The 15,424-nt window shown below is 39.0% G+C and carries 9 protein-coding genes; 7 read left to right on the top strand and 2 right to left on the bottom strand.

Features of this window, described 5'->3' with window-relative positions:
* Nucleotides 1-375: 375 nt before the first annotated feature.
* Nucleotides 376-1,527, bottom strand: coding sequence for an iron-containing alcohol dehydrogenase family protein (locus AsFPU1_RS02310; RefSeq protein ID WP_124976313.1), 1,152 nt, complete (start codon nucleotides 1,525-1,527; stop codon nucleotides 376-378).
* A gap of 166 nt (nucleotides 1,528-1,693) precedes the next feature.
* Nucleotides 1,694-2,107, bottom strand: coding sequence for a universal stress protein (locus AsFPU1_RS02305; protein ID WP_124976311.1), 414 nt, complete (start codon nucleotides 2,105-2,107; stop codon nucleotides 1,694-1,696).
* 228 nt (nucleotides 2,108-2,335) lie between these two features.
* Between AsFPU1_RS02305 and AsFPU1_RS02300 the strand changes: the two genes are divergently transcribed.
* From AsFPU1_RS02300 to AsFPU1_RS22910, 7 genes are all read left to right on the top strand, one after another.
* The gene (locus tag AsFPU1_RS02300) at nucleotides 2,336-2,950 is read left to right on the top strand and encodes a DUF8692 domain-containing protein (RefSeq protein ID WP_124976309.1); all 615 of its coding nucleotides are present in this window, start codon (nucleotides 2,336-2,338) and stop codon (nucleotides 2,948-2,950) included.
* 17 nt (nucleotides 2,951-2,967) lie between these two features.
* Nucleotides 2,968-3,612, top strand: coding sequence for a histidine phosphatase family protein (locus AsFPU1_RS02295; RefSeq protein WP_124976307.1), 645 nt, complete (start codon nucleotides 2,968-2,970; stop codon nucleotides 3,610-3,612).
* Nucleotides 3,613-3,653: 41 nt separating this feature from the next.
* Entirely contained in the window at nucleotides 3,654-4,301 is a 648-nt protein-coding gene (locus AsFPU1_RS02290; protein ID WP_125061031.1) for a histidine phosphatase family protein, read from the top strand.
* 394 nt (nucleotides 4,302-4,695) lie between these two features.
* A complete protein-coding gene (nadC, locus tag AsFPU1_RS02285; protein ID WP_124976305.1) occupies nucleotides 4,696-5,544 on the top strand; it encodes a carboxylating nicotinate-nucleotide diphosphorylase in 849 nt (282 codons plus the stop codon).
* A 223-nt stretch (nucleotides 5,545-5,767) separates the two neighbouring features.
* A complete protein-coding gene (locus AsFPU1_RS23260) occupies nucleotides 5,768-9,856 on the top strand; it encodes an SdrD B-like domain-containing protein (protein WP_125061030.1) in 4,089 nt (1,362 codons plus the stop codon).
* On the top strand, nucleotides 9,798-14,003 hold the full coding sequence (locus tag AsFPU1_RS23255) for an SdrD B-like domain-containing protein (RefSeq protein ID WP_265415784.1): 4,206 nt from the start codon (nucleotides 9,798-9,800) through the stop codon (nucleotides 14,001-14,003). Before AsFPU1_RS23260 ends, AsFPU1_RS23255 begins: the two co-directional genes overlap by 59 nt.
* A gap of 28 nt (nucleotides 14,004-14,031) precedes the next feature.
* The gene (locus AsFPU1_RS22910; RefSeq protein WP_227875698.1) at nucleotides 14,032-14,859 is read left to right on the top strand and encodes a hypothetical protein; all 828 of its coding nucleotides are present in this window, start codon (nucleotides 14,032-14,034) and stop codon (nucleotides 14,857-14,859) included.
* The last annotated feature ends 565 nt before the right edge of the window (nucleotides 14,860-15,424 follow it).

Raw genomic sequence — 15,424 nt, 5'->3', positions numbered from 1 at the left:
ATAAGCTGTCCACATCTAAATTAGTTCTATTCGACTGATGGGATGATGGGATGATGGTTTGTTTCCTAATCTGTCAATATACAGTTTGAATAGGTCTTAGCTTATTCCCCCATTAATATTGATTGTCTAAACTATGATTTTTGGTTCTACCGGACAAGTTATGGTAAATTATTACAAATAATTTACCATAACTCGTTCATAGTTAAGCTATACAAACAAAGGTTGCCTACGCAAGCTAGGATTAAGTCCGCGCAGGCGGACTTAATGTTTATAGGATCAGACTTGAGTCTGTTATTAATTATTAATTTAGCATAGTTTGTCCGATAGAACCTGATTTTTTTGATTATTTGATTAACTTGCCTGTGATATTTTTGTTCAATTTTCTAATTTTTTACTAACAATTCTTTCATCAGTTGTAGATACCATTGCTGCTAATAATTGTTCGGGAGTAACAGTAAAGGGTAAACGATGAATATCTGAGTTAGAATGACAAGTTATTGCTGCTGCTTGACGTAATTGAGTTAAACTCACATTAGCTAAACCTAAATCTTCGAGGGTTTTGGGTAAGCCAATTTCGTCATAAAATTTTAATAATTGTTGTCGAGAGGAGGCCGCTAATTGATTACCCTGTATAATTTCTTCTAAACGTAGTTGAACGAGGATACCATAGGCGACTTTTTCGCCGTGTAAGGCTCCATGAGCAGCTAAAATGTGAGTTAAGCCATTATGGACAGCATGGGCGGCTACCGTGCGACAATTTGCCCCACCTAACCCACCAATGACTCCTGCTAATAAGACACAAGCATCTACTACTTCGCGCCATTCTTCGGCTTCTGGGTTTTCTAAGGCTATTGCTGATTTTTGTAACAAGATATCTCTTAAAATTCTGGCTTGTTGGACAGCCGCAATGGTCAGGGTTGCGGTAGAATTACCACTACTAACAGACGCTTCATACCATTTAGCGATCGCATCCCCAATGCCAGCAATTAAGGTTCGTTTGGGGGCTGTTTTGAGCAGTTGATAGTCTAGAATCAATAAGTCAGGACAACGTAGCAGAGGCACATCATATTGAAAGGCCCCTTCATTAGAATAAATATTAGATAAAGCTGTCCAAGCCGCACAAGTCGCCCCAGAAGTAGGTATGGTAATAATAGGTAGTTGATTGTGATGAGCTAATAATTTAGCAGTATCGAGGGCTTTACCTCCACCCACCCCAATGATAAAATCTGCCTGATGGTCGTTAATAGCCGTTTGTAGGGTTTCTAAAGAACTTTCCGAACAGTCAGGGGTATAATTAGCTTGGGCAGCAATAAGCTTGAATGATTGAAAAATTGGTTTAAGATGGGGAGAAATCAGAGAAAGGCTGTGATTTCCTCCTACAATTAGAGGACGTTGGCCAAAACGAGCGATCGCACTTCCAGCTTGAGATAGAATACCGTCTCCTTTTAATACTTGAGAGGGAGAGATTAATAAGGGGGTGATAGAAGTAGAAACACAAGGGGATAGAGAGGATTTTTTTGGCTGCATCGGTATAGGGTTACTCGATTAAGACATTTAATTTAGCGTAGCTAATATACTAGAAGGCTAAAGCTTAATGATAACATTGACAAAAAAGTTCTGAAATCATGTATGGGCGGGTTTATGTAACATCTTTGTGAAAATACTAAATTTTTGTGAAAAACCCGCCCCTACACTAAGGGATAATTAACACCGGACAAGGTGACAAATTAATTACACGATTAGTCACGCTTTCGGATGCCCCTTCAGAGGTTAAACCGAGTCCTCGACATCCCATTACAATTAAATCAGCATTAATTTCATCAGCCACATCACAGATAGTAAATGAAGGCATTCCTTCCCGTTCTATGATATCGGCTTCGATACCCTTATCAGCAAATAAGGTTTGGGCCCCTTGTAATAATTTTGCTACTGCTTCAGGTGAGGCCATGACTCCTGGTTGAGAGGGGACTTCTTCCGTAGAAGGCTTTTCTACCACTGATAATAAAACAAGACGACTACTATAGGTTTTGACAAGGTTAACCACCGTTTCAGCCGCTTCACGGGCTTCTCTACTTTGGTCAACAGGAAACAAAATGGTCTTAAACATAAATTAATATATCTCCCTTATAGGTACTTCGGTATAATCAGCAACTTTAGCCATCGCCCGATCCCTTTTTCTTATTATCTCAGGTGTCGGTTCTGGTTGTGTTCACCCCCTATCTCAAATATTAATATTTCAGGAGACTATTTCTCCAAGATTAATTTGGGCATTATCCATCCTGGGGTTTACTATATAAAAAGTACAATAACAGAGAACGTGAAAGGAAATGAAAGAATGAAAATAGGTCATATTGCCATAATTTTTAATAGTGTAGGAATCTGTTTAACCCTTTTGATCATGTTATATGCTAAAAGGTTTGAACCATCAGTTATAGGATTATTTATGCCCCCGGCAACTCCTCCTTATCCTACGGCAGGATTTTTAACCCATACGTTTCAGCTTTTATGTTGTATTCCTCCAGTTATTTGTGCCTTTACTTTTTCTTTCCTTAAAAAAATTTCTCCTCAACATAAAAATCTCAATTTTCTGTTGGGTTCAAGTCTCATAACTAGCGCATTTTTAATGAATGAAATTTATCGTATTCATATTATTTTTCTTTATTTTAATATTCCTAAAATTATTACTATTCAAGTGTATGCTATAATTATGCTTATTTATTTTTTCGTTTTTTGGAAAGACTTGAAACAAACTCCCTATCATATTATAATAATTAGTGTTATTTTATTATTTTTAGCTATTATAGCTGATTCTCTATTTTTGAGAGGTGTAATATACAATCCGTTAATAGAAGGATTACCAAAACTATTTAGCGGACTGAATTATGCGTTATACTATTGGATAATTGGCTATCAAGAATTACACAATAGTTGGGTCAATAGAAAAAGTTAAAACAACCCTAAAATTTTATGAAGAATAGGTTAAATATTTATTTTCTACGTCATGGGGAAACTACGGCAAGTCAGACAGGAACCTATTGCGGTAGATCAGATATTGACCTAACCCAAGAAGGAAAAGAGATGGCAGAAGACTTTGCCAAAGCTTATCATCATCTTCCCTGGAAAGCTGTTTATTGTAGTCCCCTACGTCGAACAATTGCAACGGCCAAACCTTTATGCGATAAAGTGGGAATAGAAATGCTTGTGCGTGCTGGACTCAAAGAAATTTTGTATGGTCAATGGGAAGGTAAAACCCCTATACAGGTCAACCAAGAATTTCATGATGATTATGTACGCTGGTTGGCTGATCCCGGCTGGAATGCGCCCAATGGGGGAGAAAAGGGTATTGATGTTGCTCGTCGCAGTTCCGAAGTCCTTGAAGAAATTGAGCAAACCTATGACAATGGTAATGTGTTAGTCGTCTCCCATAAAGCAACTGTTCGCATTATGTTATGTTCTCTATTAGGGATCGATGTGGGACGATACCGCGATCGCATTGGAATGCCAGTAGGGTCTCTTAGTATTGTGGAAATGGCCGAAAATGGGCCGCTTATTCACATTATGACTGATCGTTCTCATCTTAAACCAGAATTACGCGATCGCAAAGGAACCTAATTTGATTTTCCTAATTTATAATTCATAATTCATAATTTAGAATGGGTTTAATGCTTTATTTTTTGCGACATGGCCAAACCGCCTATAGTCAGACGGGGGGGTATTGTGGCAAACTGGAAAATGATCCAGGTTTAACCCCTGAAGGGCAAGACATGGCCCAAGCGTTTGCTAAGTCTTACTGTACCTTATCTTGGCAAGGGGTTTATGTGAGTCCTCTCAGACGTACCATTGAGACAGCCAAACCCTTGTGTGAGGCGGTAGGCCTTCAAATGCGACTGCGAGAAGGGTTACAAGAAATTGGTTATGGTCAATGGGAAGGAATGCACCCTGATGACATCGATAAACAGTTTCATGATCTTTATGTTAGATGGTTAACCGAACCTGCCTGGAATGCACCTCCAGGGGGTGAACGGGGTATTGATATTGCCCGTCGTGGGTCTAAGGTACTTCAAGAAATTGAGCAAACTCATGACAATGATGGTAATATCTTGATAGTCTCTCATAAAGCGACCATTCGCATTATTTTATGTTCTTTGCTTGGTATTGATATTAAACATTACCGCGATCGCTTTTTGATGCCTGTTGCTACTGTTAGTTTACTAGAAATGACTCATCGTGGCCCTTTAGTTCATTTTATTGGCGATCGTTCTCATTTGAGTCCTTATTTACGTTCTTTACCAAGCACTTGATAAATTATGAATTATAAATTATGAATTAGGAATTATGAATTATGAATTATGAATTATGAATTATGAATTATGAATTATGAATTATGAATTATGAATTATGAATTAGGAATTAGGAATTAGGAATTAGGAATTATGAATTATGAATTATGAATTATGAATTATGAATTTTTACGTTTTGAAATGAGAACAAAAACAAAAAAAATGTAGGGACACGGCATGAGAAATTAAATAATTGAACCAGAATTTTCATTGGGCATGGCAATATTTAAGTTAATCTCATGATCATAATTGATTAATGCCATGCCCCTACATTGTTCAATTCAATTTGATTATTGAATTCATAATTCATAATTTATAATTCATAATTCATAATTCATAATTCATAATTCAAAAGATGATACCACCCCTAATTATTTTAGATCCGTTACTATTAGATTGGTTACAAGAAGATATCGGACGAGGCGATCGCACTACTCAAGGGTTAAACTTAACTCAGGAGGGAAAAGGAGAATGGGTTGCCAAAGAAACGGGTGTGATCGCGGGTTTACCTATTGCTGCTAGAGTATTTAGTTTATTAAGCGATCGCGTGATATTTACTCCTTTAGTATTAGAGGGAGAAAAGGTACAATCTAAACAGGTAGTTGCTCAAATGCAAGGCCCCTTAGATGCTTTATTAATGGGAGAAAGAGTGGCTTTAAATTTAGGGATGCGTTTGAGTGGTATTGCGACCATGACCCGGCAATATACGGAGATAATAGCTGATTTACCGACTAAGTTAGTAGATACCCGTAAAACTACCCCAGGATTGAGAATTTTGGAGAAATATGCGACACAAATAGGGGGTGCGGTTAATCATCGTTTGGGGTTAGATGATGCGGTGATGATTAAAGATAATCATATTCAAGCAGCAGGAGGTATTCAACCTGCAATAATAAGTATTCGTCAAAAAATGCCTTATCCGTTGACTATTGAAGTAGAAACCTCCACATTAATAGAAGTAGAAGATGGGCTTAAATATGGGGCTGATATTATCATGTTAGATAACATGGAAGTGGAGTTAATGAAAGAAGCTGTAAAGATAATTCGTCAACAAAATGAAAGGGTAAAAATTGAAGCTTCCGGGAATATTACATTAGAAAATATTCGTCAAGTGGCAGAAACGGGAGTAGATTATATTTCGAGTAGTGCGCCCATTACACGGTCGCCTTGGTTAGATTTAAGTATGAGAATTAAATGCTATTAAATCAATAAGATAATGTTTTATTAGTTTATATATTCGTAGATAATAAATTTATATTATATAAGTGTAAAAAACAATCAGTGTAAATACTGTAAGCGAAAAAGATAGAAAAATATACATGTAAACGTTTAAGAATGACATTAAAACTAACACTAAAGTCTACATACCCACTTTAAGCTAAAAGTTAAGGATTGATAGTTTATCGTTTATAAAATAAGGGTCAATTATGTCTGATATACCAAATTTGAGTGTTAATTTACCCAGCACAGTCGTATTAAATTATTCCAACCCTGGTGACGACAATGCCGGCACAAATACAGGTACAGGCCCTACAGGAACAGTCGGTGGTGGTCAACCTAGTTACTTTGATATCCAAATCACTAATAGTTTACTGGCTGGCAATTATGATGCTTATTGCATTGATACGGATCGCACTATTGGTCGCAATGGAACTTTTACGGCTAAAGTTTTTTCGAGTTATGAAACCTTACCATCAACATTAACGGGGCCAGGGAACATTGAGTTCCCCGAAAACTTAGACTTAGTTAACTGGATTCTTAACCAGAATTTTGTCGGAAAAACTGCAGCAAGTGGGGCAGGAACTTTTACTTTCGGGGATGTACAAAGGGCTATTTGGGCTTTAAGTGATGATACAAATGACACAGGTGGATTAGGTTCTTGGACTCAAACTAAAGCAGATCAAATTGTTGCACTGGCTTTAGCCAATGGTGACGGATTTGTCCCCACTTATCATTATACAACTTATTTTGGGGAAGCAGTTACGGGTAAACTGGGAGTGATCCTGATACCAGATACAAACAATGATGGAGTTATTCCTGATAACACACAATTTATTATTGCTGAAGTTAAATTATCTAAGTTAGGAGATTTCGTATTTCAAGATATTGATAAGGATGGGATTCAAGATACAGGAGAAACAGGAATTGCCGGAGTTACGGTTAATCTGTTAGCTGATGTGAATGGGGATGGAGTAATTGCCTCAAATGAAGTGATAGCTACCACGACAACAGATGCTAATGGAAGCTATAATTTTGACGTAATTGCAGGGGATTATAAAGTTCAATTCGTCAAACCATCAGGTTTTATAACAAGTCCGGCCAATGTTGGAGGAGATGATACTATTGATAGTGATGGGTTGATATCGGGTGTTATTAGTTTAGCTCCAGGTCAGAAAAATCCGACTATTGATCAGGGTTTTTATCTAGATCCAACGGGTGGTGATCCCCAGACAGGACTAGGTGACTTCGTCTTTGAAGATAAGAATGCTAATGGGATTCAAGAAGTAGGTGAATTAGGAATTAGTAATGTCACCGTTAAATTATTAGATGGCAATGGGAATATACTTTTAGATGGAAATGGAAATTCCATAACAACGACAACAGATGCTAATGGTGCGTATAGTTTTACGGGTTTAATTCCTGGTAGCTATAGTGTCATGTTTGTGGCACCAAATGGCTATATGTTTAGTCCATCAAACCAAGGTAATAATGATGCTTTAGATTCTGATGCAAACAGCAATGGAATGACTCAAAGTGTCACTCTAACTTCAGGCGAATTTAACGGAACTTTAGATGCAGGTTTATTCCGAAAAGCCTCTTTAGGTGACTTCGTATTTGAAGATAAGAATGCGAATGGTATTCAAGAAGCAGGTGAATTAGGAATTAGTGGTGTCACCGTTAAATTATTAGATGGCAATGGAAAGGCGGTTTTAGATGGCAATGGAAACCCCATAACAACGACAACAAATGCTAATGGTGCGTATAGTTTTACGGGTTTAATTCCTGGTAGCTATAGTGTCATGTTTGTGGCACCAAATGGCTATATGTTTAGCCCATCAAACCAAGGTAATAATGATGCTTTAGATAGTGATGCTGATGGCAATGGAATGACTCAAAGTGTCACTCTAACTTCAGGCGAATTTAACGGAACTTTAGATGCAGGTTTATTCCGAAAAGCCTCTTTAGGTGACTTCGTATTTGAAGATAAGAATGCTAATGGTATTCAAGAAGCAGGAGAATTAGGAATTAGTGGTGTCACCGTTAAATTATTAGATGGCAATGGAAAGGCGGTTTTAGATGGAAATGGAAACCCCATAACAACGACAACAAATGCTAATGGTGCTTATAGTTTTACGGGTTTAATTCCTGGTAGCTATAGTGTCATGTTTGTGGCACCAAATGGCTATATGTTTAGTCCATCAAACCAAGGTAATAATGATGCTTTAGATTCTGATGCTGATGGCAATGGAATGACTCAAAGTGTCACTCTAACTTCAGGCGAATTTAACGGAACTTTAGATGCAGGTTTATTCCGAAAAGCCTCTTTAGGTGACTTCGTATTTGAAGATAAGAATGCGAATGGTATTCAAGAAGCAGGTGAATTAGGAATTAGTGGTGTCACCGTTAAATTATTAGATGGCAATGGAAAGGCGGTTTTAGATGGCAATGGAAACCCCATAACAACGACAACAAATGCTAATGGTGCTTATAGTTTTACGGGTTTAATTCCTGGTAGCTATAGTGTCATGTTTGTGGCACCGAATGGCTATATGTTTAGTCCATCAAACCAAGGTAATAATGATGCTTTAGATTCTGATGCAAACAGCAATGGAATGACTCAAAGTGTCACTCTAACTTCAGGAGAATTTAACGGGACTTTAGATGCAGGTTTATTCCGAAAAGCCTCTTTAGGTGACTTCGTATTTGAAGATAAGAATGCTAATGGTATTCAAGAAGCAGGAGAATTAGGAATTAGTGGTGTCACCGTTAAATTATTAGATGGCAATGGAAAGGCGGTTTTAGATGGAAATGGAAACCCCATAACAACGACAACAAATGCTAATGGTGCTTATAGTTTTACGGGTTTAATTCCTGGTAGCTATAGTGTCATGTTTGTGGCACCAAATGGCTATATGTTTAGTCCATCAAACCAAGGTAATAATGATGCTTTAGATTCTGATGCTGATGGCAATGGAATGACTCAAAGTGTCACTCTAACTTCAGGCGAATTTAACGGAACTTTAGATGCAGGTTTATTCCGAAAAGCCTCTTTAGGTGACTTCGTATTTGAAGATAAGAATGCGAATGGTATTCAAGAAGCAGGTGAATTAGGAATTAGTGGTGTCACCGTTAAATTATTAGATGGCAATGGAAAGGCGGTTTTAGATGGCAATGGAAACCCCATAACAACGACAACAAATGCTAATGGTGCTTATAGTTTTACGGGTTTAATTCCTGGTAGCTATAGTGTCATGTTTGTGGCACCGAATGGCTATATGTTTAGTCCATCAAACCAAGGTAATAATGATGCTTTAGATTCTGATGCAAACAGCAATGGAATGACTCAAAGTGTCACTCTAACTTCAGGAGAATTTAACGGGACTTTAGATGCAGGTTTATTCCGAAAAGCCTCTTTAGGTGACTTCGTATTTGAAGATAAGAATGCGAATGGTATCCAAGAAGCAGGTGAATTAGGAATTAGTGGTGTCACCGTTAAATTATTAGATGGCAATGGAAAGGCGGTTTTAGATGGAAATGGAAACCCCATAACAACGACAACAAATGCTAATGGTGCTTATAGTTTTACGGGTTTAATTCCTGGTAGCTATAGTGTCATGTTTGTGGCACCAAATGGCTATATGTTTAGTCCATCAAACCAAGGTAATAATGATGCTTTAGATTCTGATGCTGATGGCAATGGAATGACTCAAAGTGTCACTCTAACTTCAGGCGAATTTAACGGAACTTTAGATGCAGGTTTATTCCGAAAAGCCTCTTTAGGTGACTTCGTATTTGAAGATAAGAATGCGAATGGTATTCAAGAAGCAGGTGAATTAGGAATTAGTGGTGTCACCGTTAAATTATTAGATGGCAATGGAAAGGCGGTTTTAGATGGCAATGGAAACCCCATAACAACGACAACAAATGCTAATGGTGCTTATAGTTTTACGGGTTTAATTCCTGGTAGCTATAGTGTCATGTTTGTGGCACCGAATGGCTATATGTTTAGTCCATCAAACCAAGGTAATAATGATGCTTTAGATTCTGATGCAAACAGCAATGGAATGACTCAAAGTGTCACTCTAACTTCAGGAGAATTTAACGGGACTTTAGATGCAGGTTTATTCCGAAAAGCCTCTTTAGGTGACTTCGTATTTGAAGATAAGAATGCGAATGGTATCCAAGAAGCAGGTGAATTAGGAATTAGTGGTGTCACCGTTAAATTATTAGATGGCAATGGAAAGGCGGTTTTTAGATGGAAATGGAAACCCCATAACAACGACAACAAATGCTAATGGTGCTTATAGTTTTACGGGTTTAATTCCTGGTAGCTATAGTGTCATGTTTGTGGCACCAAATGGCTATATGTTTAGTCCATCAAACCAAGGTAATAATGATGCTTTAGATTCTGATGCTGATGGCAATGGAATGACTCAAAGTGTCACTCTAACTTCAGGCGAATTTAACGGAACTTTAGATGCAGGTTTATTCCGAAAAGCCTCTTTAGGTGACTTCGTATTTGAAGATAAGAATGCGAATGGTATTCAAGAAGCAGGTGAATTAGGAATTAGTGGTGTCACCGTTAAATTATTAGATGGCAATGGAAAGGCGGTTTTAGATGGCAATGGAAACCCCATAACAACGACAACAAATGCTAATGGTGCTTATAGTTTTACGGGTTTAATTCCTGGTAGCTATAGTGTCATGTTTGTGGCACCGAATGGCTATATGTTTAGTCCATCAAACCAAGGTAATAATGATGCTTTAGATTCTGATGCAAACAGCAATGGAATGACTCAAAGTGTCACTCTAACTTCAGGAGAATTTAACGGGACTTTAGATGCAGGTTTATTCCGAAAAGCCTCTTTAGGTGACTTCGTATTTGAAGATAAGAATGCGAATGGTATTCAAGAAGCAGGTGAATTAGGAATTAGTGGTGTCACCGTTAAATTATTAGATGGCAATGGAAAGGCGGTTTTAGATGGAAATGGAAACCCCATAACAACGACAACAAATGCTAATGGTGCTTATAGTTTTACGGGTTTAATTCCTGGTAGCTATAGTGTCATGTTTGTGGCACCAAATGGCTATATGTTTAGTCCATCAAACCAAGGTAATAATGATGCTTTAGATTCTGATGCTGATGGCAATGGAATGACTCAAAGTGTCACTCTAACTTCAGGCGAATTTAACGGAACTTTAGATGCAGGTTTATTCCGAAAAGCCTCTTTAGGTGACTTCGTATTTGAAGATAAGAATGCGAATGGTATTCAAGAAGCAGGTGAATTAGGAATTAGTGGTGTCACCGTTAAATTATTAGATGGCAATGGAAAGGCGGTTTTAGATGGCAATGGAAACCCCATAACAACGACAACAAATGCTAATGGTGCTTATAGTTTTACGGGTTTAATTCCTGGTAGCTATAGTGTCATGTTTGTGGCACCGAATGGCTATATGTTTAGTCCATCAAACCAAGGTAATAATGATGCTTTAGATTCTGATGCAAACAGCAATGGAATGACTCAAAGTGTCACTCTAACTTCAGGAGAATTTAACGGGACTTTAGATGCAGGTTTATTCCGAAAAGCCTCTTTAGGTGACTTCGTATTTGAAGATAAGAATGCGAATGGTATCCAAGAAGCAGGTGAATTAGGAATTAGTGGTGTCACCGTTAAATTATTAGATGGCAATGGAAAGGCGGTTTTAGATGGAAATGGAAACCCCATAACAACGACAACAAATGCTAATGGTGCTTATAGTTTTACGGGTTTAATTCCTGGTAGCTATAGTGTCATGTTTGTGGCACCAAATGGCTATATGTTTAGTCCATCAAACCAAGGTAATAATGATGCCTTAGATAGTGATGCTGATGGCAATGGAATGACTCAAAGTGTCACTCTAACTTCAGGAGAATTTAACGGGACTTTAGATGCAGGTTTATTCCGAAAAGCCTCTTTAGGTGACTTCGTATTTGAAGATAAGAATGCGAATGGTATTCAAGAAGCAGGAGAATTAGGAGTAAGCGGCGTAACTGTTACCCTCATTGGTGGAGGTGCAGATGGCATTATCAATGGTGTTGGGGATACTACTGTTACCACCACAACTAATGCTAGTGGTATTTATGGCTTTTCTGGATTAACTCCTGGTCAACAATATCAAGTCGCTTTCTCTAATCTACCTGCAGGTTTTCAATTTACTCAAGCTGATATCGGTTCGGATGCTTTAGATAGTGATGCTAATATCAGCACAGGTAAAACTCAGATTGTGACTCTAAGTTCCGGTGAAAATAACCTGACTTTGGATGCTGGGATTTATAAGAATGCTGGCGATTTGTCAATTACCAAAACCGATGGTTTAACAACTGTTACCCCCGGACAAAAAATCACCTACACTATCGTTGCTCAAAATAATGGTTTGATAACTGCCACCAACGCCCTGGTAACTGATATCATGCCTACCAATCTTACTAATGTAACTTGGACAAGTGTAGCAACAGCAGGAGCAACAGGTAACGACCTCACTGGTACAGGCAACATTAACGATACCGTCACATTAGCAGCAGGTAGCAGCATCACCTATACAGTGGTGGGTACGGTAGCGGCAAGTACAACCACATTAGGCAGTGCAGGAACCTTCAGTTTAGATGGCAACAGTGCGCTCGATGGACCCGATGGTAATATCCGAACATTCACTGCTACTAATGGTGTTCAGGTTAAGGCAAGTGCCTTTAGTCAACTTAATGGAACTACTTGGTCTAATGCTTATCTTGGTAGCTATGGCGGTGGATTAGGTGTTACCAACCCCAATGAAGGCGATGGCAGCAATAATATGCACGTTGTGGACAACTCCGGCAGTAATGATTATATACTGTTTGAGTTCTCCGAATCCGTTGTAGTTGACAAAGCATCTTTGGGCTTCGTTGTTGGCGATAGCGATATTTCTGTATGGATTGGAACTGCCAACAATCCTTTCACCAATCATCTCAACCTTAATAGCACTGTATTAAGTAGTTTAGGGTTTACTGAAGTTAATAATGGTGGCAGTAGCACTCGCACGGCTGATATCAATAGTGGCAATGTCGCAGGCAATGTGCTTGTCATTGCGGCAAAAATTGGTGAAACCGATGATAATTTCAAAGTCAACACTCTGAATATTAACAAAGTTGTTCAAAGTACATCTTCCTTGATCAACACGGCTACCATAACGGGCCCCACAGGTTTCACTGACACCAACCCTAATAACAACAGTGCCACTGATACTAATACAATAGGAGTTCCCACTGTCAAAATCGGCGATCGCGTTTGGTTCGATACTAATGGGAATGGTATCCAAGACACAGGGGAATCTGGAGTTGCGGGTGTCACTGTTAATCTATTGAATCAAGCAGGAACCAAAATCGGGACAACCACCACTGATGCTAATGGTTTGTACCAATTCACCGCCAACGCCAACAGCACCTACAGCGTTCAATTTGTTCAACCAACAGGCTTTAATGGCTTTACCACAGCCAATGTTAGTAACAATACTCTTGATACAACAGACAGTGATGTGGTTAACAGTAACGGTTCAACCGCGAACTTCACCGTCGGAACTACCGATAACTTAACCATTGACGCAGGATTAATCAAAAACAATGTAGACCTATCAATTACCAAAACTGATGGTTTAACCACTGTATTTGGTGGACAACAAATCACCTACACCATTGTGGTTGGCAATAATGGTCCGATGACAGCTACTAACGCCCTGGTAAGTGATGTCATGCCCACAAATCTAACAGGAGTAACTTGGACAAGTGTAGCAACACCAGGAGCCACAGGTAACGACCTCACTGGTACGGGCAACATTAACGATTACGTCACCTTGGCAAGTGGTAGTACCATCACCTATACCGTCAAAGGTACAGTAGCCGCAAGTACAACCAGCCTGGGCAGTGCTGCTACATTTAACTTCACTGGCAATACTGCGCTCGATGGAACCGACGGCAATACTCGCACCTTCACTGCTGGCGGCATTAACGTTACAGCTAGTGCCTTTAGTCGCGTTGACGGTACAAATGGAGCTTGGGCAAAGGGCTATCTTGGTAGCTATGGCGGCGGTTTAGGTGTCACCGACAGCAGTGAAGGTAATGGAGCTAACAACACTCATACCGTTGATAACGTCGGTGGACGAAATAACTACGTTCTGTTCCAATTCTCGGAATCGGTGGTTCTTGATAAAGCTTACTTAGGATTCGTCGTCGATGACAGTGACATCTCTTTGTGGATTGGCAACTTTGGCACTCCCATCACTACCTTAAGTGACTCTGTTCTCAATAGCTTTGGCTTTACTGAAGTCAATGATACAACTCTGACAACCGCTCGTTGGGCAGATGTCAATGCTGGGAACTACGCAGGCAACACTATTGTGATTGCGGCCTTCGACAGCAGATACAACCCCTGATGATTACTTCAAGATTCAGAATCTGAGTGTGAACAAGGTTGTTCAGAGTTCATCTTCCTTGACCAACACGGCTAAAGTAACTGCTCCCACAGGTTTCACTGACACTAACCTCAGTAACAATAGTGCCACTGATACCGATACTGTGGTTGCTGCTCCTGGTGTTCGTACTCCCGGTTTCTGGCAAAATACCAAATGGCAAACATTCTGGGATGGTATCCAAGGTAACGAACCTGCACAAAAAACAGAATACAATTTTGCCGATAGTGACCTTCTGTTCGCACCCTATACCAACTCCGCACAACCTGGAAAAGTTCTTGACCCTGTTACCGGACAGTATAATACTGGTCTACTTATCGGAGACTTCAACATCAATGGTAAGACTGATACAGGCGAAGATACCATCTTCTATACCAAAGCACAAGCACTACAGATTGTCGATGCCTCACAACATCCGAACACAGATACTCGTTACGATCTTGGTCGCTCTTTAGTTGCTAGTTGGTTGAACTATCTTGCTGGAAACCCCATTGACACCGCCAATACAACTGATAAAGATGCTCGATACTATATCAAGGAAGGTGTTAACTGGCTGCAAGCTATAACTCCAGACGAAAATGGTGATAAGAAGGGTGATGGCGCCTTGAACGGACAAACTGGTAGTACCATCAGTAGTCCTACGGCTGATGCCTACTGGAGTCAAGGTATTTCCAGTGCTTCTGTTTTACCAAGTCCCTACAAAACCAACACCAATGTTCTTTATCCTGTGGATGCGGGTAGTGTAATTAATACCAACCTGGATAATTACAACAATGGTTTAGGTCTTGCAGATGGTGTTTTCTACGGAGGAAACCCCTAAAAGTCAGCACATTTAACACAGTAAAAACTATGTTCTAACTTAGGGAATATACCTAAGATTTGAATCAAATTTTTTCAAGGGGATGTTAGCTCTTAACGTCCCTTTTTTATCGATTTCTGAATTTTTCTGTTAGAATTAATCTATAAGTAATCACACAAAATTAATGGCACCAAAAATTATAAGGGCGGGTTTTTGTTGTAGGGGCGGGTTTTTTACATAAATCAATGATTCTCACCAAAAAACTAGATAAACCCGCCGGAGATTTTTTTGCATAAATTAATTATTCTCACAAAAAAGTTAAATAAATCCGCCCCTACCTTTGTTGCTCAACTATCACAATTAGATCAAAATCCGCCGGCCGTTGTACAATTAATTTCTCTTAGGTACTTACAATAAGCCCTAAAGGACTGACTACAAACCTATAAAATCATTTGTTGCTCAACTATCACAATTAGATCAAAACCCGCCGGCCGTTATACAATTAATTTCTCTTAGGTACTTACAATAAGCCCTTTAGGGCTGAATACAAAACTATAAAACCATTAAATCTTTTTAATATTAAACA

Source organism: Aphanothece sacrum FPU1 (assembly GCF_003864295.1).
Classification (GTDB): domain Bacteria; phylum Cyanobacteriota; class Cyanobacteriia; order Cyanobacteriales; family Microcystaceae; genus Aphanothece_B; species Aphanothece_B sacrum.
The sequence above is the reverse complement of the archived record's forward strand: the minus strand, read 5'-3'. Positions and strand labels throughout refer to the sequence as shown.

Excerpts from the sequence above, each read along its gene's own strand:
- AsFPU1_RS02310 (WP_124976313.1), bottom strand. The coding sequence starts at position 1,527 with ATGCAGCCAAAAAAATCCTCTCTATCCCCTTGTGTTTCTACTTCTATC.
- AsFPU1_RS02305 (WP_124976311.1), bottom strand. The coding sequence starts at position 2,107 with ATGTTTAAGACCATTTTGTTTCCTGTTGACCAAAGTAGAGAAGCCCGT.
- AsFPU1_RS02300 (WP_124976309.1), top strand. The coding sequence starts at position 2,336 with ATGAAAATAGGTCATATTGCCATAATTTTTAATAGTGTAGGAATCTGT.
- AsFPU1_RS02295 (WP_124976307.1), top strand. The coding sequence starts at position 2,968 with ATGAAGAATAGGTTAAATATTTATTTTCTACGTCATGGGGAAACTACG.
- AsFPU1_RS02290 (WP_125061031.1), top strand. The coding sequence starts at position 3,654 with ATGGGTTTAATGCTTTATTTTTTGCGACATGGCCAAACCGCCTATAGT.
- nadC (WP_124976305.1), top strand. The coding sequence starts at position 4,696 with ATGATACCACCCCTAATTATTTTAGATCCGTTACTATTAGATTGGTTA.
- AsFPU1_RS23260 (WP_125061030.1), top strand. The coding sequence starts at position 5,768 with ATGTCTGATATACCAAATTTGAGTGTTAATTTACCCAGCACAGTCGTA.
- AsFPU1_RS23255 (WP_265415784.1), top strand. The coding sequence starts at position 9,798 with ATGGAAAGGCGGTTTTTAGATGGAAATGGAAACCCCATAACAACGACA.